Origin of the sequence: Comamonas guangdongensis (assembly GCF_041079535.1) — a bacterium.
In the GTDB taxonomy this organism is placed as follows: Bacteria; Pseudomonadota; Gammaproteobacteria; order Burkholderiales; family Burkholderiaceae_C; genus Comamonas; species Comamonas guangdongensis.
In genome coordinates this window covers 171,992-197,767 of record NZ_JBFYGN010000001.1, presented here as the reverse complement: position 1 = coordinate 197,767, position 25,776 = coordinate 171,992, and the positions used below count along the sequence as shown (strand labels likewise).

26 protein-coding genes and 1 tRNA gene are annotated in these 25,776 nt (G+C 62.0%); 1 reads left to right on the top strand and 26 read right to left on the bottom strand.

Features of this window, described 5'->3' with window-relative positions; all coding sequences use genetic code 11:
- Nucleotides 1-10: 10 nt before the first annotated feature.
- From AB6724_RS00890 to rpsO, 26 genes are all read right to left on the bottom strand, one after another.
- Nucleotides 11-895, bottom strand: a complete 885-nt coding sequence (locus AB6724_RS00890; RefSeq protein ID WP_369336613.1) for a branched-chain amino acid ABC transporter permease — start codon at nt 893-895, stop codon at nt 11-13.
- Nucleotides 896-946: 51 nt separating this feature from the next.
- Nucleotides 947-2,143: an ABC transporter substrate-binding protein gene (locus tag AB6724_RS00885; protein ID WP_369336612.1), complete on the bottom strand. Its 1,197-nt coding sequence runs from the start codon at nt 2,141-2,143 to the stop codon at nt 947-949.
- A 53-nt stretch (nt 2,144-2,196) separates the two neighbouring features.
- On the bottom strand, nt 2,197-2,916 hold the full coding sequence (locus AB6724_RS00880; protein ID WP_369336611.1) for an ABC transporter ATP-binding protein: 720 nt from the start codon (nt 2,914-2,916) through the stop codon (nt 2,197-2,199).
- Between the two features lie 147 nt (nt 2,917-3,063).
- Entirely contained in the window at nt 3,064-3,834 is a 771-nt protein-coding gene (locus AB6724_RS00875; RefSeq protein ID WP_369336610.1) for an ABC transporter ATP-binding protein, read from the bottom strand.
- Nucleotides 3,835-4,489: 655 nt separating this feature from the next.
- Nucleotides 4,490-4,975 carry a DUF1178 family protein gene (locus AB6724_RS00870; RefSeq protein WP_369336609.1) on the bottom strand — a complete coding sequence of 162 codons (486 nt, stop codon included), beginning with the start codon at nt 4,973-4,975 and terminating at the stop codon, nt 4,490-4,492.
- Between the two features lie 9 nt (nt 4,976-4,984).
- The gene (locus AB6724_RS00865; protein WP_369336608.1) at nt 4,985-5,290 is read right to left on the bottom strand and encodes a DUF2818 family protein; all 306 of its coding nucleotides are present in this window, start codon (nt 5,288-5,290) and stop codon (nt 4,985-4,987) included.
- A gap of 55 nt (nt 5,291-5,345) precedes the next feature.
- Nucleotides 5,346-6,839, bottom strand: a complete 1,494-nt coding sequence (nuoN, locus tag AB6724_RS00860) for an NADH-quinone oxidoreductase subunit NuoN (protein ID WP_369336607.1) — start codon at nt 6,837-6,839, stop codon at nt 5,346-5,348.
- A gap of 24 nt (nt 6,840-6,863) precedes the next feature.
- Nucleotides 6,864-8,339 carry an NADH-quinone oxidoreductase subunit M gene (locus AB6724_RS00855; RefSeq protein WP_369336606.1) on the bottom strand — a complete coding sequence of 492 codons (1,476 nt, stop codon included), beginning with the start codon at nt 8,337-8,339 and terminating at the stop codon, nt 6,864-6,866.
- 16 nt (nt 8,340-8,355) lie between these two features.
- A complete protein-coding gene (nuoL, locus tag AB6724_RS00850; RefSeq protein WP_369336605.1) occupies nt 8,356-10,395 on the bottom strand; it encodes an NADH-quinone oxidoreductase subunit L in 2,040 nt (679 codons plus the stop codon).
- Between the two features lie 29 nt (nt 10,396-10,424).
- Nucleotides 10,425-10,733: an NADH-quinone oxidoreductase subunit NuoK gene (nuoK, locus tag AB6724_RS00845; protein WP_369336604.1), complete on the bottom strand. Its 309-nt coding sequence runs from the start codon at nt 10,731-10,733 to the stop codon at nt 10,425-10,427.
- Nucleotides 10,730-11,407: an NADH-quinone oxidoreductase subunit J gene (locus tag AB6724_RS00840; RefSeq protein WP_369336603.1), complete on the bottom strand. Its 678-nt coding sequence runs from the start codon at nt 11,405-11,407 to the stop codon at nt 10,730-10,732. The genes nuoK and AB6724_RS00840 overlap by 4 nt, the downstream gene beginning before the upstream one ends.
- Nucleotides 11,408-11,441: 34 nt before the next feature.
- Entirely contained in the window at nt 11,442-11,951 is a 510-nt protein-coding gene (gene nuoI, locus AB6724_RS00835; protein ID WP_003057824.1) for an NADH-quinone oxidoreductase subunit NuoI, read from the bottom strand.
- Nucleotides 11,952-11,962: 11 nt separating this feature from the next.
- Nucleotides 11,963-13,039, bottom strand: a complete 1,077-nt coding sequence (gene nuoH, locus AB6724_RS00830) for an NADH-quinone oxidoreductase subunit NuoH (protein WP_369336602.1) — start codon at nt 13,037-13,039, stop codon at nt 11,963-11,965.
- Nucleotides 13,036-15,153, bottom strand: a complete 2,118-nt coding sequence (gene nuoG, locus AB6724_RS00825; RefSeq protein ID WP_369336601.1) for an NADH-quinone oxidoreductase subunit NuoG — start codon at nt 15,151-15,153, stop codon at nt 13,036-13,038. Before nuoG ends, nuoH begins: the two co-directional genes overlap by 4 nt.
- 23 nt (nt 15,154-15,176) lie before the next feature.
- Nucleotides 15,177-16,538, bottom strand: coding sequence for an NADH-quinone oxidoreductase subunit NuoF (gene nuoF, locus AB6724_RS00820; protein WP_369336600.1), 1,362 nt, complete (start codon nt 16,536-16,538; stop codon nt 15,177-15,179).
- Nucleotides 16,535-17,026 (bottom strand): NADH-quinone oxidoreductase subunit NuoE, encoded by a 492-nt coding sequence (gene nuoE, locus AB6724_RS00815; protein ID WP_369336599.1) that lies wholly within the window; start codon nt 17,024-17,026, stop codon nt 16,535-16,537. The genes nuoF and nuoE overlap by 4 nt, the downstream gene beginning before the upstream one ends.
- Nucleotides 17,023-18,276, bottom strand: a complete 1,254-nt coding sequence (locus tag AB6724_RS00810; RefSeq protein ID WP_369336598.1) for an NADH-quinone oxidoreductase subunit D — start codon at nt 18,274-18,276, stop codon at nt 17,023-17,025. Before AB6724_RS00810 ends, nuoE begins: the two co-directional genes overlap by 4 nt.
- 29 nt (nt 18,277-18,305) lie before the next feature.
- Nucleotides 18,306-18,917, bottom strand: coding sequence for an NADH-quinone oxidoreductase subunit C (locus tag AB6724_RS00805; protein WP_369336597.1), 612 nt, complete (start codon nt 18,915-18,917; stop codon nt 18,306-18,308).
- Nucleotides 18,918-18,926: 9 nt separating this feature from the next.
- A complete protein-coding gene (locus AB6724_RS00800) occupies nt 18,927-19,406 on the bottom strand; it encodes a NuoB/complex I 20 kDa subunit family protein (protein WP_003057832.1) in 480 nt (159 codons plus the stop codon).
- Between the two features lie 22 nt (nt 19,407-19,428).
- On the bottom strand, nt 19,429-19,788 hold the full coding sequence (locus tag AB6724_RS00795) for an NADH-quinone oxidoreductase subunit A (protein ID WP_218242775.1): 360 nt from the start codon (nt 19,786-19,788) through the stop codon (nt 19,429-19,431).
- Between the two features lie 74 nt (nt 19,789-19,862).
- Nucleotides 19,863-19,947 (bottom strand) — tRNA-Leu (locus AB6724_RS00790).
- 120 nt (nt 19,948-20,067) lie between these two features.
- Nucleotides 20,068-20,463: a preprotein translocase subunit SecG gene (gene secG, locus AB6724_RS00785; RefSeq protein ID WP_369336596.1), complete on the bottom strand. Its 396-nt coding sequence runs from the start codon at nt 20,461-20,463 to the stop codon at nt 20,068-20,070.
- A 60-nt stretch (nt 20,464-20,523) separates the two neighbouring features.
- A complete protein-coding gene (gene tpiA, locus AB6724_RS00780; RefSeq protein WP_369336595.1) occupies nt 20,524-21,270 on the bottom strand; it encodes a triose-phosphate isomerase in 747 nt (248 codons plus the stop codon).
- Nucleotides 21,267-22,259: an NAD(P)H-quinone oxidoreductase gene (locus AB6724_RS00775; protein ID WP_369336728.1), complete on the bottom strand. Its 993-nt coding sequence runs from the start codon at nt 22,257-22,259 to the stop codon at nt 21,267-21,269. The genes tpiA and AB6724_RS00775 overlap by 4 nt, the downstream gene beginning before the upstream one ends.
- A 144-nt stretch (nt 22,260-22,403) precedes the next feature.
- Nucleotides 22,404-24,659: a polyribonucleotide nucleotidyltransferase gene (gene pnp / locus AB6724_RS00770; protein WP_369336594.1), complete on the bottom strand. Its 2,256-nt coding sequence runs from the start codon at nt 24,657-24,659 to the stop codon at nt 22,404-22,406.
- Nucleotides 24,660-24,864: 205 nt separating this feature from the next.
- On the bottom strand, nt 24,865-25,131 hold the full coding sequence (rpsO, locus tag AB6724_RS00765) for a 30S ribosomal protein S15 (protein ID WP_369336593.1): 267 nt from the start codon (nt 25,129-25,131) through the stop codon (nt 24,865-24,867).
- Nucleotides 25,132-25,379: 248 nt separating this feature from the next.
- Here rpsO and AB6724_RS00760 point away from each other — a divergent pair, with 248 nt between their 5' ends.
- Complete coding sequence (locus AB6724_RS00760) at nt 25,380-25,658, top strand: hypothetical protein (protein WP_369336592.1); 279 nt, start codon at nt 25,380-25,382, stop codon at nt 25,656-25,658.
- The last annotated feature ends 118 nt before the right edge of the window (nt 25,659-25,776 follow it).

The following is a 25,776-nucleotide window of genomic DNA, read 5'->3' as shown; positions in this document are numbered from 1 at the left end:
TCTGCCCCTCTTATTTTTCTTTACCGAACAGGCCAGCGGGGCGAATCAGCAAAACAATGACCATGATGAAGAACACGACCGTGGACGAGGCTTCGGGCCAGAACACCTTGGTCAGGCCTTCTATCACTCCGAGTGCCAGGCCGGTGAGGATGGAGCCCATGATGGAGCCCATGCCGCCGATCACCACCACGGCGAACACCACGATGATGAGGTTCTGCCCCATCAGCGGCGTGACCTGATACACGGGTGCGGCCAGCACGCCGGCGAAGGCGGCCAGCGCCGCGCCGAACGCATAGGTGAGCGTGATCATCACCGGCACATTGACGCCGAAGGCCTCGACCAGGCGCGGGTTCTCGGTGCCGGCGCGCAGATAGGCACCGATGCGGGTCTTCTCGATCACGAACCAGGTGGCGATGCAGACCGCCACCGAAGCCAGCACCACCCAGGCGCGGTAATTGGGCAGGATCATAAAGCCCAGATTGGTGGCGCCTTCGAGCAGCTCGGGCGTGTCGTAGCCCAGGCCGGAAACGCCGTAGATGGAGCGGAACACGCCCTCGATCAGCAGCGACAGCCCCAGCGTCAGCAACAGGCCGTAGAGGTGGTCGAGCTTGTAGATCCAGCGCAGCAAAAAGCGCTCTATCAGCACCCCCAGAATCCCCACCAGCACGGGCGACAGGATCAGCATCACCCAGTAGTTGATGCCGAAATAGCTCATGGCCATCCAGGTGCACATCGCACCCAGCATGAACAGTGCGCCGTGCGCAAAGTTGATGACATTGAGCAGGCCGAAGATCACGGCCAGGCCCAGACTCAGAATTGCGTAGAACGAACCGTTGACCAGCCCCAGAAGGAGCTGGCTCATCAGGCCGGGCAATGAAACGCCGAAGATTTCCATGAGAGATACGCTGGTGGGTGTGGGGTGTGCATCAGACCGTTGGCTGAGCGCTTATTTCCAGAGCGCGCACTTGCTTTCGGCCTTGGTGGTCCAGACCGTATCGGCCGGCAGGGTCTGCAGAACCTTCAGATAGTCCCAGGGCTTCTGGGATTCGGAAGGGTTCTTGACCTCCACCAGATACATGTCGTGCGCATAGCGGCCGTCGGGACGGATCACGCCCTTGCCGTAGAAGTCGTTGAGGGGGTGGCTCTTGAGGTAGGCCATCACCTTGTCGGAATCGGTGCTCTTGACGGCTTCCACGGCCTTCAGATAGTTCATCACCGCCGAGTAGTCAGCCGCATGGATGTCGGTGGGCATGCGCTTGGTCTTGGCCATGAACTTGCTCGCGAACTTGCGCGACTCGTCATTCATGTCCCAGTACCAGCTCACGGTGTGCAGCAGGCCCGCGGTGTTCTTCAGGCCCAGGCTGTGGATATCGGACAGGAACACCAGCAGACCGGCGGTCTTCATGGTCTTGTTGATGCCGAACTCGCGCGCGGCCTTGACGCTGTTGATGAAGTCGCCGCCCGCATTGGCCAGACCCAGCACCTGGGCCTTGGAGTTCTGCGCCTGCAGCAGGAAGGAAGAGAAATCCGTGGCATTGAGCGGGTGCTTGACCGAGCCCAGCACCTGGCCGCCGCTGGCCTTGACCACGGCCGCGGTATCGTTCTCCAGCGAGTGGCCGAAAGCGTAGTCTGCCGTCAGAAAGAACCAGGTCTTGCCGCCGCGGCCCACCACGGCGCTGCCCGTGCCCTTGGCCAGGGCCACGGTGTCGTAGGCATAGTGCACGGTATAGGGGCTGCACTGCTCGTTGGTCAGTGCCGAGGAGCCCGCGCCGCTGTCGAAGAACACGCGCTTCTTTTCCTGGGCCACCTTGGCCATGGCCAGGGCCGTGCCGGAGTTGGTGCCGCCGAAGAGCATGGTCACGCCCTGGGTGTCCACCCATTCGCGGGCCTTGCTGGCCGCGATGTCGGCCTTGTTCTGGTGATCGGCGCTCAACAGCTCGATGGGCTGGCCCAGCACCTTGCCTCCGAAGTCGTCGATCGCCATCTGCATCGCGATCACGGCGTTCTTGCCTTCCACGTCGGCATAGAGACTGGACATATCGGTGACAAAACCGATCTTCACTTTTTCCTGGGCCTGGGCCAGAGGGCTGGCCAAGCCTGCTGCGGCCAGCATGCACGCGAGAACACTCAGTTTTGCTTTCATCACTGTCTCCTGGTTGGGGTTCTTGGTCTTGAAGAAAAATCTAGGCGCGGGGCTCAGACGCCCAGCAGCTCGTTGAGCACGGGCATCTTGGCGTCCAGCTCGGCAGAGCCGAAGCGCTCCACCACATGGCCGTGCTCGACCACATAGAAGCGGTCGGCCAGCGGCGCCGCAAAACGGAAGTTCTGCTCCACCATGACCACCGTATAGCCCTTGGCGCGCAGCGTGGTGATCATGCGCGCCAGCGCCTGCACGATCACGGGCGCCAGGCCCTCGGAAATCTCGTCGAGCAGCAGCAGCCGCGCGCCCGTGCGCAGAATGCGGGCCACGGCCAGCATCTGCTGCTCGCCGCCCGACAGCCGCGTGCCCTGGCTCTGGCGACGCTCGTAGAGATTGGGGAACATCTCGTAGATCTCGGCGATGCTCATGCCGGCCTCGCCGGTCTTGAGCGGCGGCGGCAGCATCAGGTTTTCCTCGCAGGACAGGCTGGAGAAAATGCCGCGCTCCTCGGGGCAATAGCCGACGCCCAGGTGGGCGATCCTGTGCGTGGGCAGGTGGACGGTCTCGACACCGTTGATCTTGATCGAGCCCTTGCGCGCACCCGTGAGCCCCATGACGGCGCGCAGCGTGGAGGTGCGCCCCGCGCCATTGCGGCCCAGCAGCGTGACCACCTCGCCGGGCTGGACCACCAGGTCCATGCCGTGCAGCACATGGGATTCGCCATACCAGGCGTTCAGCCCCTTGATCTCCAGCGCCGGAGTGCTTGTTTTATTCATTGTTCGTCTGTCCAAGGCATATCACTCAAAACCGGCACGATCCCAACCAGAAACGCCGAGCAAGGGCCGCCCCGCAGCAAGGCGTTGTCCCCCTCCCGCGTAGCGAGAGAGGGGGAAGGCGCGCAGCGACTCAGGGGGTGCTGCATCTCAATGCGCTCCCTGCAGCTGGCCTTCGGTAGTGCCCATATAGGCTTCCATGACCTGGGGATTGCGCGACACCTCTTCGTAGCCGCCCTCGGCCAGCACCGCGCCGCGCTGCAGCACCGTGATGCGGTCGGCAATCGTGGAGATGACCTTCATGTTGTGCTCGACCATGAGGATGGTGCGGCCGGCCGAGACCTTTTTGATCAGCTGGGTCACGCGGTCCACGTCCTCGTGGCCCATGCCCTGGGTAGGCTCGTCGAGCAGCATGAGCTCGGGCTCCATGGCCAGCGTGGTGGCGATCTCCAGCGCACGCTTGCGGCCATAGGGCAGATTCACGGTGACCTCGTCGGCCATGTCCTGCAGGCCCACCTCGGTCAACAGCTCCATGGCGCGGTCGTTGAGACGGTTCAGGGTGTTCTCGCTGGTCCAGAAATGAAACGCCGTGCCCAGCTGGCGCTGCAGGCCTATGCGCACGTTCTCCAGCAGGGTGCAGTGCGGAAAGACCGCCGAAATCTGGAAGGAGCGGATCACGCCACGGCGCGCAATCTGGGCCGGCGCCTCGTGGGTGATGTCCACGTCGTTGAAGCGGATGCTGCCCGAAGTGGGCTTGAGAAACTTGGTCAGCAGATTGAAGCAGGTGGTCTTGCCCGCGCCATTGGGTCCGATCAACGCGTGGATGGAGCCGCGCCGGACGGCCAGATCCACCTTGCTGACGGCCGTGAAGCCCTTGAACTCTTTGGTGAGTTGGCTGGTTTGGAGAATTAGGTCGCTCATGCGCTGGCCGTCAGTCCTGAGTGCTGCAAAACAAATGACAGGACGCAGCTTGCGACGCGCCCTCCCTCTTGGTCTGGCATCTTGGGCCGCCATGCTGCACTGCCGCAGGGGGAAACTCCTAGGTCTGGCGCCGGACCGTGCTCATGTTTTCCCTGATGGGCCAGCAAATATGCGAGCACTGCGACAAGCATGCGCTAACACTCGGCGCCGGCGATGCTCGGCGAACCAGGCTGTCATAGGCGCCCGAGACTCAGGCTGCACTCACGCATAGAACATGGTCCAAACGGACTATGGACAAGCGTCTGACGCTATTAATTTTGATAGCTCATGAGAGGCTTGCCGGGCAGCAGTTGATGCGCACCGGCCTAAACCCTGACAAGGTAAACCCTCGGCCCCTCAATACCCGGACCCAGAGCTGGGTTACTAGCTCTGCCAGCGCAAATATGCTTGGCATTTGTCGCCGAAAAATCCACGCAGCGACAAAGCTCAGCATCGAGCGCTATTGTTTGAAGAGCTGGCTGCACCCGACAAGCAATTGACACATGCAGTTTTCAGCATGAAACAGAGACAGAGCAAGCGCAGGCAGCTATCGAAATCCTGAAAACAGCAAAGGCCGGCCGGGGCTTGACCCTGGCCGGCCTTTCAGGACACGGGGTTATTGCAGGCTGCCGCCGCCCGCGGATTCCGGCAGGACCAGCGGCAGCACGCCGATGCCCTCCTCCAGCAATTCCACGGCCTCCTCGGCGCTGGTCTGACCGCGGATCGCGCGTTCCTCGGTTTCACCGTAATGGATGCGCCGCGCTTCCTCGGCAAACTTCTTGCCCACGTCTTCGGTGTTTTCCGCCACCTTGCGCGACCACTGTATCCAGGCCGCCTGCATAGCTTGCAGCCGCTCGCGCGCCTCGGGGCTGGCTTCGGGCATCGGCGGCCGCGGCTGCGCCTCCTGGGGCTGGGGTGCGGCCCTGGGCGGCTGGGCGCCCAGATTCAGGCGCGGTGCACTCAGGCGCTTGCTCACATGGCTGTCGCCGCACACAGGGCATTGCACCAGCCGGCGCTGCAGCTGGCTTTGAAAATCATCTTCCGACGCAAACCAGCCCTCGAAGAGATGGCCTGCCGGACAATGAAGATCAAGCACTTTCATGAGCGCAACTCAGCCCTTGCGATGAACAAGGTAGCGGTACACAAAGCCGGGAAATGCCAGCGTCAGGAACAGCGTAGCAGTGATGGCATAAAACTCCCAGCCTTGGGGAGAATTCTGGCCTGCGCGGTGCTCCAGCAGCATGCCGAGCCCGCCCACGAGCAGATACAGCACCAACATCTCGATCAGCCGCAGCCACAGCGGCTTGCGCCCCGGCATGACGGGGCCGACGATGGCCAGACGCTGGTTGATAAAAGGCAAATTGGCTGCCACAAGGGCAGCCAAGATGATGAGCCAGATAGAAGCGGTAATAGACACGCTAAGCCATTCCTAGAAAAAGCGGTGAGGGCTCCAGCCCTCACCGCGTTCGTCATCAGGAGGCCAGGGCACGCACGACGGCGTCAGCGCACAAGGCCATCAGTCCGCCGGGCAGAATGCCCAGCAGCAGAACCAGCGCACCGTTGATGGTCAGCACCACGCGCACGTCCAGGGAGGCGGACACGCTGGTAGCGGTGATTGGAGCATCAAAGTACATGACCTTGACCACGCGCAGGTAATAGAAGGCGCCGATCAGCGACATGATCACGGCGAACACCGCCAGGCCGATGTACAGGCTGCTGCCGGAAGCCACCAGGGCCTGCAGCACGGACAGCTTGGCATAGAAGCCGACCAGCGGAGGAAGACCCGCCATGGAGAACAGGCAGATGGACATCACGCCGGCATACAGCGGGCTGCGCTGGTTCAGGCCGGACAGGTCGGCGATCTCTTCGCTTTCAAAGCCTTCGCGGGCCAGCAGCAGGATCACGCCGAAGGAGGCCAGCGCCGTCAGCACATAGGTCACAACGTAGAACATGGCCGAGCTGTAAGCGTTCTCGACGGTGGCGGGGTCCACTTTGCCGTCGACCACGCCCGACATCAGGCCCAGCAGCACAAAGCCCATCTGGGAAATCGTCGAGTAGGCCAGCATGCGCTTGATGTTGGTCTGCTGCAGACCCGCGAGGTTACCCACGAGCAGCGAGCACACGGCCAGCACCATCAGCATCTGCTGCCAGTCGATGGCCAGGGGCAGCAGGCCGTCCACCAGCAGGCGGATGGCGATCGCGAACGCGGCCAGCTTGGGCGCGCCGCCGATCAGGGCCGTGATGGCCGTGGGAGCGCCCTGGTAGACGTCGGGCACCCACATGTGGAAGGGCACCACGCCCAGCTTGAAAGCCAGACCAGCGACCACGAAGACCAGACCGAAGACCAGCACCTGGTGCTTGATCTGGCCGGAGTTGATGGCCTTGAACACTTCGCCGATGTCCAGCGAGCCGGTCGCGCCGTAGAGCATGGACATGCCGTACAGCAGGAAGCCCGAAGCCATGGCGCCCAGCACGAAGTACTTCATGGCGGCTTCGACGGACACGGTGTGGTCGCGGCGCAGAGCCACCAGCGCATAGCTGGACAGGGTCAGCAGTTCCAGGCCCAGATACAGGACCAGGAAGTTGTTGCCGCTGATCATGACGAACATGCCCAGCAGAGCCAGCATGGACAGCGTGAAGAACTCGCCGCCGCGCAGCATGTCGCGCTCGGCCGCATAGGGGCGGCCATAGACCATGGTGACCATCATGGCGATGGTCGCAAAGCACTTGAGCCAGTTGCCCATGGCGTCCGAGACAACCATGTTGCCCCAGCCGTAGAAGGTATTGCCGCTTGCGGCATACATGCCTTGCATCACCGCCACGACAAGCAGGGTGAGCATGGTCAGAACATAGGTGCCGGTGCGGCGGGCGCTTTTCACGCCCAAGTCCACCAAGGCAATGACGCAGGCCATGACCAGGAGAGTGATCTCCGGGTAGATCGCCAGCCAGCTGATGTTGTCAATCATCTCGTGTCTCTCGTTTCAGTCTGGTCAGTTGAGCTTGCTCACAGCCACATGCTTGATGAGCTCAGCCACAGACACATCCATCACATCCGTGAAGGGCTTGGGATACAGGCCCATGACCAGCACGGCCACGGCCAGCACGCCCAGCACCAGGAACTCGCGGCAATCGATGTCCTTGAGTTCGGCCACATGGTCGTTGGCCACGGCGCCCAGGTACACGCGCTTGTACATCCACAGCGTGTAGGCGGCACCGAAGATCAGGGCCGTGGCAGCGCCCAGGCCGATCCAGAAGTTGTATTGCACGGCGCCCAGGATCACCATCCACTCGCCGACGAAGCCGGCCGTGGCGGGCAGACCGCAGTTGGCCATGGCGAACAGCAGCGCGAAGGCCGCGAACTTGGGCATGGTGTTGACCACGCCGCCGTAGGCAGCGATGTCACGCGAATGCACGCGGTCGTAGAGCACGCCGATGCACAGGAACATGGCGCCCGAGACAAAGCCGTGGGCAATCATCTGCACCAGGCCGCCGGAGATGCCCAGGTCGTTGAACATGAAGAAGCCCAGGGTCACGAAGCCCATGTGGGCCACGGACGAATAAGCCACCAGCTTCTTCATGTCCTTCTGCACCAGGGCCACCACGCCCACGTATATCACGGCGATCAGCGACAGCGCGATGATCAGGCCGGACCACTCATGTGCGGCATCGGGAGCGATGGGCAGCGAGAAACGCAGGAAACCATAGGCGCCCAGCTTCAGCATGATGGCGGCCAGCACGGCGGAACCGCCGGTAGGCGCTTCCACGTGCACATCGGGCAGCCAGGTGTGCACCGGGAACATCGGCACCTTCACCGCAAAGGCCGCGAAGAAGGCAAAGAAGATCAGCGTCTGCGCCGTGCCGGACAGCGGCAGCTTGTGCCAGTCCAGGATCTCGAAGCTGCCGCCCGACTGGGTGTACAGATAGATCAGGGCCACCAGCGTGAGCAGCGAGCCCAGCAAGGTGTAGAGGAAGAACTTGAAAGCCGCGTAGATCTTGTTCGGGCCGCCCCAGATACCGATGATCAGATACATCGGAATCAGCGTGGCTTCGAAGAACACGTAGAACAGCATGCCGTCCAGCGCCGCGAACACGCCGATCATCAGACCCGAGAGGATCAGGAACGCGCTCATGTACTGGTTCACGCGCTCGGTGATGTTGGTCCACGAAGCGATCACCACCAGCACGGTGATGAAGGCCGTCAGCGGAATGAACCACATGGAGATGCCATCCACGCCCAGGTGGTAGTGGATGTTGAAGCGCTCGATCCAGAGCGCGTTCTCCACGAACTGCATATTCGCCGTCGTGGTATCGAAGCCGGTGATCAGCGGCACGGTCACCGCAAAGCCGATCAGCGAACCGATCAGGGCCAGCCAGCGCACCGCGTTGGCCTGCCCTTCGCGGCCCAAGGCCAGCAGGAGGGCGCCGAAAATGATCGGCACCCAGATAGAAAGACTCAACAAACCCATTTTTGTTCTTCCCCTACTACTTGTTGAGCCACACGAAGTACGTCATGAGGGCAACGATACCCAGCAGCATGACCAACGCATAGTGATAGAGATAGCCCGACTGCAGGCCGCGCACCCACTGGCCGAACTTGGCCATGAGCTTCCAGGAACCGTTGACGATGGCGCCATCGATGATGGCCTGATCGCCGACCTTCCAGAAGAAGGTACCGAAGGCACGGGCACCGCGGGCGAAGATGTTCTCGTAGACCCAGTCCACGCCGTACTTGCCTTCCAGCACCTGGTACAGACCGATCTTCTTGGAGAAGGCCATGATGGCCGCAGGAATCTCGGGCTTGACCATGTAGAACACATAGGACACCAGCACACCCGCCAGGGCCAGCCAGAACGGCGCGGCCGTGAAGCCGTGCAGAGCCATGGGCACCCAGCCGTGGATTTCCTCGGCCAGTTCGGCCATCGCATGGTGCTTGGCGCCGTCGATGAAGATCGCGCCCTTGAAGAAGTCGCCGAGCACCATGGTGTCCAGCGCCATGGCGCCGATCACCACCGAGGGAATGGCCAGCAGGACCAGCGGCACCCACACGACAGCAGGCGACTCATGGGGCTTGGCATCGTGGCCATGGCCGTGGTGGTCGTCATGAGCATGGTGGTCATCGTGATGCGCATCGGGGTTCTGGTCGTAGCGCTCCTTGCCGTGGAAGACGATGAAGTACAGACGGAAGGAGTAGAAGGCAGTGATGAACACGCCGGCCAGCACCGCGAAGCTGGCAAAGCCGGCCGCGGGCAGATGCGATGCCTGCACCGCTTCGATGATGGCGTCCTTGGAGTAGAAGCCGGCGAAGAACGGTGTGCCGATCAGCGCCAGATTGCCCAGCAGGAAGGTGATCCAGGTGATGGGCATGTACTTACGCACGCCGCCCATCCAGCGGATGTCCTGGTTGTGGTGCATGCCCATGATGACCGAACCAGCGCCGAGGAACAGCAGGGCCTTGAAGAAGGCGTGGGTCATCAGGTGGAACACGGACACCGAGTAGGCCGACACGCCCAGGGCCACGGTCATGTAGCCCAGCTGCGACAGCGTGGAGTACGCGATCACGCGCTTGATGTCGTTCTGGATGATGCCCAGGATACCCATGAACAGCGCCGTGATGGAGCCGATCACCAGGATCAGGTTCAGCGCCGTGTCCGACAGCTCATACAGCGGCGACATGCGCGAGACCATGAAGATGCCGGCCGTCACCATGGTGGCGGCGTGGATCAGTGCCGAGATGGGGGTCGGGCCTTCCATCGAATCGGGCAGCCAGGCATGCAGCGGGAACTGGGCCGACTTGCCCATGGCGCCCACGAACAGGCAGATCGCTGCAACGGTCACGATGGCCCAGCCGGTGCCGGGCATGACGGCGGTCTGCAGCTCGGGCAGCTTGGCGAAGATTTCCGCGTAGCTCAGCGTGCCGGTGTAGGCAGCGATCAGGCCAATGCCGAGGATGAAGCCGAAGTCGCCCACGCGGTTGACCAGGAAGGCCTTCATGTTGGCGAAGATGGCCGATTCCTTCTTGAAGTAGAAGCCGATCAGCAGATAGGACACCAGGCCCACGGCTTCCCAGCCGAAGAACAGCTGCAGCAGGTTGTTGCTCATGACGAGCATCAACATCGAGAAGGTGAACAGCGAGATGTACGAGAAGAAGCGGTCGTAGCCGTCATCCTCGGCCATATAGCCAATGGTGTAGATGTGCACCATCAGCGACACAAAGGTCACCACGCACATCATCATGGCCGTCAGGGAGTCGATCAGGAAACCGACTTCCATCTTCAGGCCGCCGACCTCCATCCAGGTGTAGATGGCCTGGTCGAAGCGGGCACCGTCGACGATCACGCTTTGGAACACGATGACCGACAGGATGAAGGCCACGAGCACGCTCAGAATCGTCAGCGAATGGCTGCCGGTACGGCCGATCTTGTTGCCACCGAAGGCGGTGCCCCAGATACCCGCGAGCGCGGAGCCTGCCAGCGGGGCCAGCGGCACCGCAAGCAGCATGGATGCAGAAAGGGTTTGACTCATTCTTGAGAACCTTGCAAGTTACGGCGGACTCAACCCTTGAGGGCGTTGAGATCTTCCGCATTGATACTGCTCTTGTTACGGAACAGCAGCACCAAGATCGCCAGACCGATGGCCGATTCAGCAGCGGCCACCGTCAGGATGAAAAACACGAACACCTGGCCGTGCATGTCGCCCAGATAGCTGGAAAACGCCACGAAGTTCATGTTCACGGCCAGCAGCATCAGCTCGATGGCCATGAGCAAGACGATCAGGTTCTTGCGGTTCAGAAAAATGCCAACCACGGCGAGTGCAAACAGCATTGCACCCAGCGTCAGGAAGTGGCCCAAAGTCAGCGTCATGCTTTTGTCTCCACAGCAGGCGCCGCGGCTACTTCGGCGTCAGGTTGTTGGGCAGGCTTGGTGGGGGCGACCTTGACCAGCTGGATGCGGTCGGAGGCGCGCACCCGGACCTGGTCGGCGGGATTCATGGCCTTGCTGTCCTTGCGCTTGCGCAGCGTCAGGGCAATCGCGGCAATCATGGCCACCAGCAGGATCACGGCCGCGATCTCCACGGGGTACAGGTACTCCGTGTACAGCAGCTTGCCCAGCGCCTGGGTGTTCGAGTAAGGAACGGTCTGACCGGCTGCATTGACCATGGTCGCGCCAGCGGCCTTGACGTCTTCGACATCGCCGAAACCGCCCATCAGCACCATGCCCATTTCGAAGGCGATCAGCACGCCGATCAGCGCCGCGAACGGGAAATGCTTCCAGAAGCCGCGTCGCAGCGAATCGATGCGGATGTCCAGCATCATCACCACGAACAGGAACAGCACCATCACGGCGCCTAGGTACACCAGCACCAGGGCGATACCGAGGAACTCAGCCTTGAGCAGCAGCCAGATGGCCGCTGCCTGGGAGAAGGCCAGAATCAGATTGAGCACGGCGTGCACAGGGTTGCGCGCCGTGACCACGCGGAAGGCTGCAAACAGCAGCACAGCCGAGAACAGATAGAAAAAACCAGTTTTGGCGTCCATGGATCGAATCTTTTCAAGTGATCAAGGAGCCGCTTCAGCGGTACTTGGCATCTGCCGCCTTGTTGGCAGCGATCTCGGCTTCATAACGGTCACCCACTGCCAGGAGCATGTCCTTGGTGAAGTAGAGGTCACCGCGCTTTTCGCCGTGGTATTCGAAGATGTGCGTCTCCACGATGGAGTCCACCGGGCAGCTTTCCTCGCAGAAGCCGCAGAAGATGCACTTGGTCAGATCGATGTCGTAGCGCGTGGTACGGCGCGAACCGTCATCACGCACATCCGACTCGATGGTGATGGCCATGGCCGGGCACACGGCTTCGCACAGCTTGCAGGCAATGCAGCGCTCTTCGCCGTTTTCATAGCGGCGCAGGGCGTGCAGGCCACGGAAGCGTGGCGACTGAGGGGTTTTTTCCTCGGGGAACTGCACCGTGATCTTGCGACGGAAGGTGTAACGGCCGGTCAGGGCCATGCCCTTGGCCAGTTCCCAGAGCATGAAGCTCTTGAGAAAATCCTTGAAGGAGAAAGGAGTTGCAGCGACTGCAGACATACGTACTCCGCTTATTTCCAGATGTTCCAGGGCGAGTACAGCCAGGCACCCACTACCACCAGCCACACCAGAGTGACGGGAATGAAGATCTTCCAGCCCAGACGCATGATCTGGTCATAACGGAAGCGCGGGAAGGTAGCGCGAATCCAGATGAAGCACGACACCACGAGGAAGGTCTTGATGGCCAGCCAGATCCAGCCCGGGATGAAGCCCAGGAAGTCGAACGGAGGCAGCCAGCCGCCCAGGAACATGATCACGCCCAGGATGGAGACCAGCCACATGCTCGCGTATTCGGCCAGGAAGAAGACCGCAAAGCCCATGCCCGAGTACTCGACCATGTGACCGGCCACGATTTCGGCTTCGCCTTCGACCACGTCAAACGGGTGACGGTTGGTTTCGGCCACGATCGAGATCAGGTAGACGATGAAGATGGGCAGCAACGGCAGCCAGTTCCAGGACAGGATGCTCATGCCCATGGAGGCGAACTGGCCCTGGGCCTGGCTCATCACGATGGCCGACAGATTCATGCTGCCCGTCACCATGATCACGACCAGGAAGCAGAAGCCCAGCGCGATTTCGTAGCTCACCATCTGTGCCGAGGCACGCAGCGCGCCGAGGAAGGCGTACTTGGAGTTCGAGGCCCAGCCCGCGATGATCACGCCATAGACTTCTATCGAAGTGATGGCCATCAGCAGCAGCAGACCGGCGTTCACATTGGCCAGCGCCACATCGGGGGCAAACGGAATCACCACCCAGGCGGCCAGGGCCGGCATGATGGCCATGACGGGGCCGACGTAGAACAGGCCCTTGGCGGCTGCCGTGGGCTGGATCAGTTCCTTGGTCAGCAGCTTCAGGCCGTCGGCCAGAGGCTGCAGCAGGCCCGAAGGACCCACGCGGTTGGGACCCAGGCGAATCTGCATAAAGCCCAGGAGCTTGCGCTCCCACAGCGTCAGATAAGCCACGGCGCCCATCAGCGGAGCCACGATGGCCACGATGCCCAGCAGAATCCAGATGACGGGCCAGGCCACATCGGTCCAGAAGGGGGCCGTGGACAAGCCCAGGCCCCAGGCTTTCAATGCGTCGATCATGCGGCGCCTCCCTCACGAACCTGACGGGCATCTGCCGTCAATTGCAGCGACGTTGCGCGGCGCACAATGCTGTCGAGCTGGTAAATGCTGGCCACCACCGGGGCCGCCAGGTTGGCGGCAGGCTCCGCGGCCGCAGACTTGGCAGCGTTGCTCAGCACGGCGGCGGGCACCTGGGTCGCACTGCCGGCCACTGCGGCCAGCACATCCTGCGATGTCTCGTAGTCGATACCGGAGACGCCCAGCAGATTGGCCAGCACGCGCAGCACCTTCCAGGCGGGACGGGTATCGGCCAGAGGCTTGACCACGGCGTGGAAGCTCTGCACGCGGCCTTCGGCATTCACGAAGCTGCCGGAGGTTTCGGTGAACGGCGCGATGGGCAGCAGCACGTCGCTGAATTCCATGTTGGCCTTGAACGGGCTCAGCGTCACCACCATCTGCGCCTTGTTCAGGCCAGCCACGGCAGCCTTGCCTGCAGCGCTGTCGAACTCGGGTTCGTTGTTCAGCAGGATGGCAGCCTTCAGGCCGCCTGCCAGCATCTGGGCCGCATTCTGGCCGTTGGCGCCCGGAGTCGCCTTGACCCATTGCGCGCCCACGGTGTTGGCCGCTTCGGTCAGGTAGCCGACGGCGGCACCGGTCTGCTCGGCGATCCAGTTGGCCAGAGCCAGCAGTGCGGACGCCTGGCCGTGGTGAGCGGCGGCGTTGCCCAGCAACACGGCCTTTTGCTCGCCGGCCAGCAGCGCCGCAGCAATCGCCTTGGCTTCGCCATGGGCCTGACCCGCCACGGGAGCGCTCACGCCCTTGGCCTCGGCCACGGCTGCGGCCACATCGGCCAGAGCCTGAGCCCAGTCGGAGGCCGCGACCACCGATGCGGTGACGGGCAGAGCCCAGTCATACACGCGCTCGTTGATGGCGAAGACCTTGCAGCCCTTCTTGGCCGCCTGGCGGATACGCTGGGCAAACAGCGGATGATCCTTGCGCAGGTTGGAACCCACGACCAGGGCCGATTGCAGATTGCTCAGCGCCGCGATGGGCAGGCCCAGCCACTGCACGCCCTGGGCGGCCGTGAACTCGGCATTGCGCAGGCGGTAGTCGATGTTTTCGCTGCCGATGCCGCGCACCAGCTTGGCGGCCAGGAACAGCTCTTCCAGCGTGCTGTGCGGGCTCACCAGAGCGCCGATGGCGTTCGCGCCATGCTCGCTCTTGATCTGCTGCAGGCCGTTGGCCACGTACTCCAGCGCGGTCTGCCAGTCGACTTCCTTCCAGGCTCCGCCCTGCTTGAGCATGGGCTTGGTGAGGCGCTCGTCGCTATTCAGCGCTTCATAGGAGAAGCGGTCGCGGTCGGCAATCCAGCACTCGTTGACCTCTTCGTTTTCGAAGGGTACGACGCGCATGACCTTGTGGTTCTTGACCTGCACGATCAGGTTGGCACCTGTGGAATCGTGCGGCGAAACCGACTTGCGGCGCGACAGTTCCCAGGTACGGGCGCTGTAGCGGAAAGGCTTGCTGGTCAGCGCGCCCACGGGGCAGATGTCGATCATATTGCCCGACAGCTCGGAATCCACGGTATCGCCGACCACGGTGGTGATCTCGGAATGCTCGCCGCGATGGATCATGCCCAGTTCCATCACGCCGGCCACTTCCTGGCCGAAGCGCACGCAACGTGTGCAGTGGATGCAGCGGCTCATTTCCTCCATGGAAATCAGCGGGCCCACGTTCTTGTGGAACACCACGCGCTTTTCTTCTTCGTAGCGCGAGCTGCTGCTGCCATAGCCCACTGCCAGATCCTGCAGCTGGCATTCGCCACCCTGGTCGCAGATGGGGCAGTCCAGCGGGTGATTGATGAGCAGGAACTCCATCACCGACTGTTGGGCCTTGATGGCCTTGTCGCTCTTGGTGCGCACGATCATGCCTTGCGTCACGGGCGTGGCGCAGGCAGGCATGGGCTTGGGAGCCTTTTCAACGTCCACAAGGCACATGCGGCAGTTGGCCGCAATGGAGAGCTTCTTGTGGTAGCAGAAGTGAGGAATATAGGAGCCGGCCTTCTCGGCAGCATGCATGACCATGCTGCCTTCCGAGACCTCCACCTTTTTTCCGTCCAGTTCAATTTCAACCATATGCTTGTCTCGCGATCAGGCGCTTATGCAGCCTGCTTGGAAGCGTTCTGGATCTTCGCTTCAAACTCGTGGCGGAAGTGCTTGATCATGGCGCGCACCGGCATGGCTGCCGCATCGCCGAGCGCACAGATGGTGCGGCCCATGATGTTCACGGATACCGAGTCCAACAGCTCGATATCTTCCGGACGGCCTTGGCCGTGCTGAATACGGTTCACCACGCGCCACAGCCAGCCCGTGCCTTCACGGCAGGGCGTGCACTGGCCGCAGGACTCGTGCGAATAGAAGTACGACAGGCGCAGCAGGCTCTCGACCATGTCGCGCGAATCGTCCATCACGATCACGGCGCCCGAACCCAGCATGGAGCCGGCCTTGGAGATGGAGTCGTAGTCCATCGTGCATTCCATGATGACGTCGGCGGGCAGCACGGGCGAAGACGAGCCGCCGGGAATCACGGCCTTGAGCTTGCGGCCGGTGCGCACGCCGCCCGCCAGCTCCAGCAGCTTGCTGAAGGGCGTGCCCAGCGGGACTTCGTAGTTGCCGGGCAGGTTCACGTCACCGCTGACCGAGAAGATCTTGGTGCCACCGTTGTTGGGCTTGCCACATTCGAGATAAGCCTGGCCGCCGTTGCGGATGATCCAGGGAACGGCCGCAAAGGTTTCGGTGTTGTTGATGGTCGTGGGCTTGCCGTACAGACCGAAGCTGGCCGGGAATGGCGGCTTGAAGCGGGGCTGGCCCTTCTTGCCTTCCAGCGATTCCAGCAGCGCGGTTTCCTCGCCGCAGATGTAGGCGCCGAAGCCATGGTGCGCATGCAGCTGGAAGCTGAAGCTGCTGCCCAGGATGTTGTCGCCCAGATAGCCGGCCGCACGGGCCTCTTCCAGAGCGGCTTCGAAGCGGTCGTAGACCTGGAAGATCTCGCCGTGGATGTAGTTGTAGCCGACGCTGATGCCCATCGCATACGCGGCAATGATCATGCCTTCGATGACGATATGGGGGTTGAACATCAGGATGTCGCGGTCCTTGCAGGTACCGGGCTCGCCCTCGTCCGAGTTGCACACCAGGTGCTTCTGGCCGGGGAACTGGCGGGGCATGAAGCTCCACTTCAGGCCCGTGGGAAAGCCCGCGCCGCCGCGGCCGCGCAGACCGGATTCCTTCATGGTCGCGATGACCTGATCCTGTGTCAGGCCTTCGCCGCCGTCCTTGCCCAGCAGCTTGCGCAGGGCCTGATAGCCGCCGCGCGCTTCGTAGTCCTTGATGGACCAGTTGCTGCCGTCCAGACCCGCATAGATCTGCGGGTTGATGTGGCGATCGTGGAAGCAGGTCTCGACGCCGGTCGAGGCAAACTTGCTGAGCACCGAATGGGCTGCAGCGTTCATGATGTCGCTCATGCCTTGCCCTCCGCAGCGCGCAGGCCGTCCACCAGCTCGTCGAGCTTCTCGTTGCTCATGAAGCTGCACATGCAGCGGTCGTTCACCAGCATCACCGGCGAATCGGCGCAGGCGCCCAGGCACTCCGACTGCTGCAGCGTGAACAGGCCGTCGGCCGTGGTCTCGCCCATCTTGATGCCCAGCTTGTGCTCCAGATGGTGCAAGGCCTTGTAGCCGTCGCGCAGCTGGCAGGGCAGATTGGTGCAGACGTTGAGCTTGTACTTGCCAACGGGCTGCTGGTTGTACATGTTGTAGAAGGTGGTGACTTCGTGCACCGCAATCTCGGGCATGCCCAGGACCTCGGCAATCACGGCCTCGCTCTCCTGGCTCACCCAGCCCTGCTCCTGCTGCACGATGGACAGGCAGGCCATGACGGCAGACTGTTTCTGTTCAGCCGGATACTTGGCCACCTCACGCGCAAAGCGCTCTCTGGTCGCTTCGGTAATCATCGGTCAACGTCTCCAAACACGATGTCCAGGGTACTGAGCACCATCACGGCGTCAGCCAGCATGTGACCGCGGCTCATCTCATCGAGAGCTGCCAGGTGCACGAATCCTGGTGGACGAATCTTCAGGCGATAGGGCTTGTTGGCGCCATCGCTGATCAAATAAATGCCGAACTCGCCCTTGGGGTGTTCGACAGAGGCATAGGCCTCGCCTTCGGGAACCTTGAAGCCCTCGGTAAAGAGCTTGAAGTGGTGGATCAGCTCTTCCATGTTGGACTTCATGGCTTCGCGGCTTGCGGGCGCAACCTTGTGGTTGTCCGTGATCACCGGGCCGGGATTGGCGCGCAGCCAGTCCACGCACTGCTTGATGATCTTGTTGGACTCGCGCATTTCGGCCACGCGCACCAGATAGCGGTCGTAGCAGTCGCCGGTCTTGCCCACGGGGATGTCGAAGTCCAGCTTGTCGTAGACCTCGTAGGGCTGCGTCTTGCGCATGTCCCAGGCCAGGCCGGAGCCGCGCAGCATCGGGCCGGTCAGGCCCAGATTGATGGCACGCTCTGCCGACACCACGCCGATGCCGACGTTGCGCTGCTTCCAGATGCGGTTGTCGGTGAGCAGGGTCTCGTATTCGTCGGCGCACTTGGGGAAGCGCTGGGTGAAGGCGTCGATGAAGTCCAGCAGCGAGCCGTGGCGGTCTTCGTTCATGGCCTCCATGGAGCGCACATTGCGCACCTTGCTGGCCTTGTACTGGGGCATGCTGTCCGGCAGGTCGCGGTACACGCCGCCGGGGCGGAAGTAGGCCGCGTGCATGCGCGCGCCCGACACTGCCTCGTACATGTCCATCAGCGCTTCACGCTCACGGAAGGTGTAGATCAGGATGGTGGAGCTGCCCGCGTCGTTGCCCGAGGAACCCAGCCACATCAGGTGATTCATGATGCGGGTGATTTCCGAGAACATCACGCGGATGTACTGGGCGCGGATAGGCACTTCGATGCCCATCAGCTTCTCGATGGCCAGGCAGTAGGCGTGCTCGTTGCACATCATCGAGCAGTAGTCCAGGCGGTCCATATAGGGCAGCGACTGGATATAGGTCTTGCTCTCGGCCAGCTTCTCGGTGGCACGGTGCAGCAGGCCGATATGCGGGTCGGCGCGCTGCACCACCTCGCCATCGAGCTCCAGCACCAAGCGCAGCACGCCGTGCGCGGCCGGGTGCTGCGGACCAAAGTTCAGGGAGTAGTTCTTGATTTCAGCCATGGTCTTCCGTCAAAGGCGCTGACGCGCCCTCAGTGCAGGCCTCCGCCATAGTTTTCTTCACGGATGATGCGCGGCGTGATTTCGCGCGGCTCGATCGTGACAGGCTGGTAGACCACACGTTGCTGCTCAGCGTCGTAGCGCATTTCCACATAACCGGACAAGGGGAAATCCTTGCGGAAGGGGTGGCCGATGAAGCCGTAGTCGGTCAGGATGCGGCGCAGGTCTTCATGGCCGTCGAACACGATGCCGAACAGGTCGAAGGCTTCGCGCTCGAACCAGTTGGCCGAGTTCCAGATCGGGTTGACCGAAGCGACCACGGGCAGGTCGTCATCGGGGCAGAACACGCGCACGCGCAGACGCTGGTTCAGCGTCAGGGACATCAGGTGCGAGACCACGGCGAAACGCGGACCGTCCTTGCCGACTTCCGCGTAGCTCGAATAATCCACGCCGCACAGATCCAGCAGCATCTCGAACTTGCAGCCGGGCGCATCGCGCAGGATCTGCATCACGTCCAGATACTGGTCGGCAGCGACCTCTACCGTCACCTCGTTGTATGCCAGAGTGACGCTGCGGGCCTTGTCGCCCAGGGCAGCAGACACCACATCCCGAAGCTTTTCGGGGTGAATAGCAATTGCAGTCATCTCAGCCCTTTAAACGCGAGCGATGGTGTGGGTACGGCGGATCTTCTGCTGCAGCTGAATGATGCCGTAGATCAGCGCTTCCGCTGTCGGGGGGCAACCAGGCACATAGACGTCCACGGGAACGATGCGGTCGCAACCGCGCACCACCGAGTAGCTGTAGTGGTAGTAACCACCGCCATTAGCGCAGGAGCCCATGGAAATCACCCAGCGCGGCTCCGACATCTGGTCGTAGACCTTGCGCATGGCCGGAGCCATCTTGTTGCACAGCGTGCCGGCAACAATCATCAGGTCCGAGTGACGGGGGCTGGCACGGAACACTTCGGAGCCGAAGCGGCCAATGTCATAACGGGCCGCCGCTGCGTGCATCATCTCCACCGCACAGCAGGCCAGGCCAAATGTCATGGGCCAGATAGACCCTGTCTTGGCCCAGTTCACCACCGTGTCATAACTGGTGGTGACGAAGCCTTCCTTCATCACGCCTTCGATCATCGTGTTTCCTCAGAAAAGCTGCTTATTCCCAGTCCAGGGCGCCTTTTTTCCACTCGTAGGCAAAGCCCACGACCAGAATCGCCAGGAAGATCAGGACAGCAACAAAACCCGCGCCGCCGACTTCCTTGAGTGCGACAGCCCAGGGCAGCAGGAATGCGATTTCCAAATCAAACAGGATGAAGAGGATGGCGACGAGGTAGTAGCGCACGTCGAATTTCATGCGCGCGTCTTCAAACGCCTCGAAACCGCATTCGTAGGGAGAGTTCTTGGCGGCGTCCGGGCGGTTGGGACCCAGCACGTAGCCGAGCGCCAAGGGCACCACGCCCACAGCCATGCCAATGAGAATGAACAAGAGAACGGGAAGGTACTGATCGATGTTCATCGAGTGGGCCTTGTTTTGGAAACATGCCTCACCGATCACTGCCTGATCAGCAGGGCAGGCTTCTAGTTATGTGTTGGTGCCGTCGGCGAGACTCGAACTCGCACAGCTTTCGCCACTACCCCCTCAAGATAGCGTGTCTACCAATTCCACCACGACGGCTTCGTCTCAAAGTCCGGCAACCCCTGGAACCTTCGTTGCAAAGATTCTGATCCCCAGACAATCCCTAGATTCTAGCCTGAAAAACCCCTGATTCCGGGGTCCCTCAAGCTTTTCTCTAAATTATTTTGTCGGAATCTGGGCCGCACCTTCCGCCGGGGCGGCAGGCGCAGGCACGGCAGCTTCGTCGGAAGCCGCTGCCGGTGCTGCGGGAGCGGACTGTGCAGGCGCCGGAGCCGACACCGGAGCACCTTCCAGCACGCTGCCGGAGCTCGCGGGGCGGAAATTGCTCATATAGGCCAGGGCCAGGGTCGCCACAAAGAACACGCTGGCCAGGACTGCCGTGGTGCGCGACAGGAAGTTGGCACTGCCCGAGGCGCCAAACAGGCTGCCCGAAGAACCGCTACCGAAGGAGGCCCCCATATCGGCACCCTTGCCGTGCTGCACAAGAATCAGGCCGATCATGCCCAGAGCGGCCAGCATCTGGACCGCGAGAATGACGCTGGATAAGACGTTCATATCAAAACCTATCAATCGTAATCATGGCGCGCCGCATTTCCAGAATGCAGCGCAAACGAATTATTGCGCTGCCGCAACAATGGCGAGGAAATCGGGCGCCTTGAGGGCCGCACCGCCGATCAGGCCGCCGTCGATATCCGGCTGAGCCAGCAATTGCGCCGCATTGGCCGCATTCATGCTGCCGCCGTAGAGCAAAGGCACGCGATCCGCCTGAGCGCTGGCCGCTGCCAGCTGCGCACGCAGCACGGCATGCACTTGCTGAGCCTGCTCGGGCGTTGCCGTCTTGCCGGTACCAATGGCCCAGACGGGCTCATAGGCCACAACCAGCTCGCTCACGCAGTGGCCGACCTGATGGATCACAGCCGCCAGCTGGCGCTTGACCACGGCTTCGGTCTGGCCGGCTTCACGCTCGGCCAGGGTTTCGCCCACGCAGACGATGGGCGTGATGCCCTTGGACAGCGCGGCCTGGGCCTTGGCGGCCACCACTGCATCGGATTCGCCATGGTACTGGCGACGCTCGGAGTGGCCGACCAGCACATAGCGCACGCCGAACTCCTTGAGCATGGCCGCCGAAACCTCGCCCGTGAACGCACCCTGCTCATGCTGGGACACGTCTTGCGCTCCCACACCGATAGCAGATCCCGCAAGCTCTGCCTGGACTTGAGCCAGATATGCAGCAGGCGCAGCCACGGCCACGCCGGCCTTGTTATCCGCAGGCAAGCCCTGCTTGATGGCCTGCAGCAAGGCCGCATTGGCAGCCAGGCTGCCATTCATCTTCCAGTTGCCGACAATGAGTTTTTGCTTCATTTTTCCCAAGTCAAAACGATTTTTCCGGTGTGCTGGCTGGATTCCATCAGCGCATGGGCCTGCGCCGCCTCAGCAGCATCGAATTCACGATAGATGGTCGGGCGCACCTTGCCGGATTCCAGCATGGGCCAGACATGGCGCTTGAGCGCCTGGGCAATCGCCGCCTTGAAGGCCACGGGCCGCGGACGCAGTGTGGAACCGGTGACGGTCAGCCGCTTGCGCAGCACCAGACCGGCATCGATTTCCGCCTTGACGCCGCCCTGCACTGCAATGATGACCAGGCGACCGTCGGCCGCCAGGCATTGCACCTCACGCGCCACATAGGCTCCGGCGACCATGTCGAGGATGACGTTGACGCCCTCGCCCGCCGTGATGCGCTGCACCTCGGCCTCAAAGTCCTGCGTCTTGTAGTTGATCGCGTGGTCGGCACCAAGCTTGAGGCAGTCGGCACACTTGGCATCGCTGCCCGCGGTGACTATGACCTGCGCGCCCCAGGCCTTGGCCAGCTGGATCGCCGTCACGCCGATACCGCTGCTGCCGCCCTGCACCAGCAAGGTCTCGCCGGGCTGCAGCGCGCCGCGGTCGAACACATTGCTCCAGACCGTGAAAAAGGTCTCGGGCAAGGCCGCCGCCTGCACATCGCTGAAACCCGCGGGCACCGGCAGACACTGCGGCACAGGTGCCACGCAGTACTGCGCATAGCCGCCGCCAGCCACCAGCGCGCAGACGCGGTCGCCGAGCTCGAAGCCGGCTTGCGCCATGGCGGCCTCGTCGCCGGCAACAATCACACCCGCAACCTCCAGCCCCGGCAGATCCGAAGCCCCAGGAGGTGGCGCGTAATGACCTTTGCGCTGCAGCACGTCCGGGCGGTTGATGCCGCTCGCGGCGACGCGAATCAGCACCTCGCCCGTACCGGCCACGGGCATGGGTCGCTCACCCATGCGCAGCACGTCGGGCGCGCCAAAGCCGGCGATCTCCACCGCTCGCATTGTGTTGTGTTCCATATCCGGGCCTTGCTGTAACAATGAAATCCGGCTAGCACTTGTCCAGCAAGCGCTACCAGCTACCAAAACAGGATGAGCAGGCAAAAGCAAAACGGGAGCCCGCCACCCAGGCAGGCTCCCGCTCAGCCATTACTGCTGCTGTTGCTGCTGCTGTTGCTGCTGCTCGTCGGCGACGGCGCGGTTCTCGCGCGGCTCACGGGGCTCGCGCGGTTCGCGGTTCTGACGCGGAGCGCGCTCGCGGTATTCGCGCGGTTCACGCGGCTCGCGGGGTTCGCGCTCGGGCAGGCCGGCGGGACGCTCGGTCAGCGCCTTCATGGACAGCTTGACGCGGCCCTTGTCGTCGGTTTCCAGAACCTTGACCTTGACCACTTGGCCTTCCTGCAGGTAGTCGGTGACCTTCTCCACGCGCTCGTGGGCGATCTGGCTGATGTGCAGCAGACCGTCCTTGCCGGGCAGCAGGTTGACCAGGGCGCCGAAGTCCAGGATCTTGACCACGGGACCTTCGTAGATCTTGCCGATTTCGACTTCGGCCGTGATCTGCTCGATGCGCTTCTTGGCTTCGTCCGCCTTGGCGGCATCGCTGGAGGCGATGGTGATGGTGCCGTCTTCGCCGATGTCGATCTGGGTGCCGGTCTCTTCGGTCAGCGCACGGATGGTGGCGCCGCCCTTGCCGATCACGTCGCGGATCTTCTCGGGGTTGATCTTCATCGTGTACAGCTTGGGCGCGAAGGACGAGATCTCGGCCTTGGCTTCGCCCATGGCTTCCTGCATCTTGCCCAGGATGTGCATGCGCGCTTCCTTGGCCTGGGCCAGGGCAACCTGCATGATCTCCTTGGTGATGCCCTGGATCTTGATGTCCATCTGCAGGGCGGTGATGCCGTTGGTGGTGCCGGCCACCTTGAAGTCCATGTCGCCCAGGTGATCTTCGTCACCCAGGATGTCGGTCAGCACCGCGAACTTGTTGTCTTCCTTGATCAGCCCCATGGCGATACCGGCCACATGCGCCTTCATGGGCACGCCGGCGTCCATCATGGACAGGCAGCCGCCGCAGACCGAAGCCATGGACGAGGAGCCATTGGATTCGGTGATTTCCGACACCACGCGAATGGTGTAGGGGAACTCTTCCTTGGAAGGCAGGCAGGCCACCAGGGCGCGCTTGGCCAGACGGCCGTGACCGATTTCGCGGCGCTTGGTCGAGCCCATGCGACCCACTTCGCCGGTCGCAAACGGAGGCATGTTGTAGTGGAACAGGAAGCGGTCTTCGAACTCGCCGGCCAGCGCGTCAATGCGCTGTGCATCGCGCTCGGTACCCAGCGTGGAGATCACCAGAGCCTGGGTCTCGCCGCGTGTGAACAGGGCCGAGCCGTGAGTGCGGGGCAGCACCGAGGAGCGGATTTCGATGGGGCGCACGGTGCGGGTGTCGCGACCATCGATACGGGGCTCGCCGGCCAGAATCTGCGAGCGCACGATGCGCGCTTCGATGTCGAACAGCATGCCTTCGACCTTGACGCCGTCGAATGCAATGCCTTGCTCGGTCAGGCCGGCCTTCACGTCGGCATAGGCCAGGCGGCAGGCGTGCGTGCGCACTTGCTTGTTGCGCTCTTGGTAGGCTGCGCGCAGCTTGGCTTCACCCAGCTCGGCCACCTTGGCGATCAAGACCTCGTCCTTGGCAGGAGCGGTCCAGTCCCAGGCGGGCTTGCCGCCTTCGCGCACCAGATCATGGATGGCGTCGATGGCGATCTTGCCTTGCTCGTGGCCAAACACCACGGCGCCCAGCATCACTTCTTCGGGCAGTTGCAGGGCTTCCGATTCCACCATCAGCACGGCAGATTCGGTACCGGCCACGACCAGATCCATCTGCGAATCCTTGCGCTGGGTCTGGCCGGGGTTGAGCACGTATTCGCCGTTGATGTAACCCACGCGGGCCGCACCGATGGGGCCGTTGAACGGCAGGCCGGACACGGCCAAAGCCGCCGAGGTGGCGATCATGGCGGCGATGTCGGCGTCGACTTCGGGGTTCAGCGAGATGGTGTGGATGACCACGTGCACGTCGTTGTAGAAGCCTTCGGGGAACAGCGGGCGGATCGGGCGATCGATCAGACGGCTGGTCAGGGTCTCCAGCTCGGAAGGCTTGGCTTCGCGCTTGAAGAAGCTGCCGGGGATCTTGCCTGCGGCGTAGGTCTTCTCGATGTAGTCAACGGTCAGCGGGAAGAAATCCTGCCCGGCCTTGGCGATCTTGGAACCCACCACGGTGGCCAGCACCACGGTGTCGTCGATGTTGACCAGCACGGCGCCGGAAGCCTGGCGGGCGATTTCGCCGGTTTCCATGGTGACCGTGTGCTGGCCCCATTGGAAAGTCTTGGTGACTTTGTTGAACATGGTCATATTGACTCCTTGTTTAGTAGCTGGATGCACGCATCCAGATTTGATTTGGAGCGCAAACAGAACACGATGCCATTCCAGTGCGGCGCTAGATGCTACAAATAGTGCAGCACTGGAATGACACAGCTTCGCTCTGTTTTGCGTTCTCCGAAGTAAAAAACGCCTGAGCTAGGCAATCTAACTCAGGCGTTTCGATCTCTCACCGTGCTTACTTGCGCAGGCCCAGCTTGGCGATCAGGGCTGTGTAACGGTCAGCGTCCTTGGCCTTCAGGTAGTCCAGCAGCTTGCGACGACGGCTCACCATGCGCAGCAGGCCGCGGCGACCGTGGTGGTCCTTGGCGTGTTGCTTGAAGTGGGGAGTCAGTTCGTTGATGCGAGCGGTCAGCAGAGCCACTTGCACTTCGGGGCTACCAGTGTCGTTTTCGGAACGAGCGTTAGCCTTGACAACTTCGGCCTTGATGGAGGCAGCGATCATTTGATTTTCCTTAGGATTTGGCACCCGACAAGGAGTACCTTGGTTACTTGCGCCCAGACTGGAAAGGCCTCGGCGTGCGTCTTGCACCATGCAAAACCGAATGATTATATCAAGCGAGCTCCGCCCTAGACGAGCCACCTACTTTCCCATAGAAAAACAAGCGGTCACGCTGGCAAACCCTAGAGAGCAAACCCGAGCAAGCATCAACAATAGCCAAATCCTTCAGCTGCCCTTGCAAGGAGTCTGCCATGTTCCAACAATCCCTCTCAGTTCCTCGCCCCAAGGGCCTGCTTTGCACACTGCTGCTGGCAATCGCGTACGCCATAGCAGCCCCCATGGCACAAGCAGCCAAGCATGACGGCAACAAGACCACCATATCCAAGCGTCAAAGCAGCCGCCTCAAAATCCAGAACACCCGCAGCAGCTCTGAAGAGACCTCGACAGAACGAGACAAGCGCTTGTCCCGAGAATGCCAAGGCAGGCCGAATTCTGGGATGTGCGCCGGATATGCATATAGACAACGCTAATCTGAATTCCCCACATAGGCTCCGATAGATACCACCTACAGATCGCGAGCCGCAAAAGCACAGCGCAGTGACTGCTCCATGCACCACACCCATCCTCCATGGGGCATCAGCCCTTAGA

Coding starts and splice junctions, on each gene's coding strand:
- AB6724_RS00805 (WP_369336597.1), bottom strand. CDS start 18,917: ATGACTGCAATTGCTATTCACCCCGAAAAGCTTCGGGATGTGGTGTCT.
- nuoN (WP_369336607.1), bottom strand. CDS start 6,839: ATGATTGACAACATCAGCTGGCTGGCGATCTACCCGGAGATCACTCTC.
- nuoK (WP_369336604.1), bottom strand. CDS start 10,733: ATGACGCTGACTTTGGGCCACTTCCTGACGCTGGGTGCAATGCTGTTT.
- AB6724_RS00855 (WP_369336606.1), bottom strand. CDS start 8,339: ATGGGTTTGTTGAGTCTTTCTATCTGGGTGCCGATCATTTTCGGCGCC.
- secG (WP_369336596.1), bottom strand. CDS start 20,463: ATGAACGTCTTATCCAGCGTCATTCTCGCGGTCCAGATGCTGGCCGCT.
- AB6724_RS00810 (WP_369336598.1), bottom strand. CDS start 18,276: ATGGCTGAAATCAAGAACTACTCCCTGAACTTTGGTCCGCAGCACCCG.
- nuoF (WP_369336600.1), bottom strand. CDS start 16,538: ATGAGCGACATCATGAACGCTGCAGCCCATTCGGTGCTCAGCAAGTTT.
- nuoE (WP_369336599.1), bottom strand. CDS start 17,026: ATGATTACCGAAGCGACCAGAGAGCGCTTTGCGCGTGAGGTGGCCAAG.
- AB6724_RS00885 (WP_369336612.1), bottom strand. CDS start 2,143: ATGAAAGCAAAACTGAGTGTTCTCGCGTGCATGCTGGCCGCAGCAGGC.
- AB6724_RS00880 (WP_369336611.1), bottom strand. CDS start 2,916: ATGAATAAAACAAGCACTCCGGCGCTGGAGATCAAGGGGCTGAACGCC.
- AB6724_RS00875 (WP_369336610.1), bottom strand. CDS start 3,834: ATGAGCGACCTAATTCTCCAAACCAGCCAACTCACCAAAGAGTTCAAG.
- AB6724_RS00760 (WP_369336592.1), top strand. CDS start 25,380: ATGTTCCAACAATCCCTCTCAGTTCCTCGCCCCAAGGGCCTGCTTTGC.
- AB6724_RS00795 (WP_218242775.1), bottom strand. CDS start 19,788: ATGAACATCGATCAGTACCTTCCCGTTCTCTTGTTCATTCTCATTGGC.
- nuoH (WP_369336602.1), bottom strand. CDS start 13,039: ATGATCGACGCATTGAAAGCCTGGGGCCTGGGCTTGTCCACGGCCCCC.
- AB6724_RS00800 (WP_003057832.1), bottom strand. CDS start 19,406: ATGATCGAAGGCGTGATGAAGGAAGGCTTCGTCACCACCAGTTATGAC.
- nuoI (WP_003057824.1), bottom strand. CDS start 11,951: ATGTCTGCAGTCGCTGCAACTCCTTTCTCCTTCAAGGATTTTCTCAAG.
- AB6724_RS00775 (WP_369336728.1), bottom strand. CDS start 22,259: ATGCGAGCGGTGGAGATCGCCGGCTTTGGCGCGCCCGACGTGCTGCGC.
- AB6724_RS00890 (WP_369336613.1), bottom strand. CDS start 895: ATGGAAATCTTCGGCGTTTCATTGCCCGGCCTGATGAGCCAGCTCCTT.
- tpiA (WP_369336595.1), bottom strand. CDS start 21,270: ATGAAGCAAAAACTCATTGTCGGCAACTGGAAGATGAATGGCAGCCTG.
- rpsO (WP_369336593.1), bottom strand. CDS start 25,131: ATGATCGCTGCCTCCATCAAGGCCGAAGTTGTCAAGGCTAACGCTCGT.
- pnp (WP_369336594.1), bottom strand. CDS start 24,659: ATGACCATGTTCAACAAAGTCACCAAGACTTTCCAATGGGGCCAGCAC.
- AB6724_RS00870 (WP_369336609.1), bottom strand. CDS start 4,975: ATGAAAGTGCTTGATCTTCATTGTCCGGCAGGCCATCTCTTCGAGGGC.
- AB6724_RS00840 (WP_369336603.1), bottom strand. CDS start 11,407: ATGGACGCCAAAACTGGTTTTTTCTATCTGTTCTCGGCTGTGCTGCTG.
- nuoL (WP_369336605.1), bottom strand. CDS start 10,395: ATGAGTCAAACCCTTTCTGCATCCATGCTGCTTGCGGTGCCGCTGGCC.
- nuoG (WP_369336601.1), bottom strand. CDS start 15,153: ATGGTTGAAATTGAACTGGACGGAAAAAAGGTGGAGGTCTCGGAAGGC.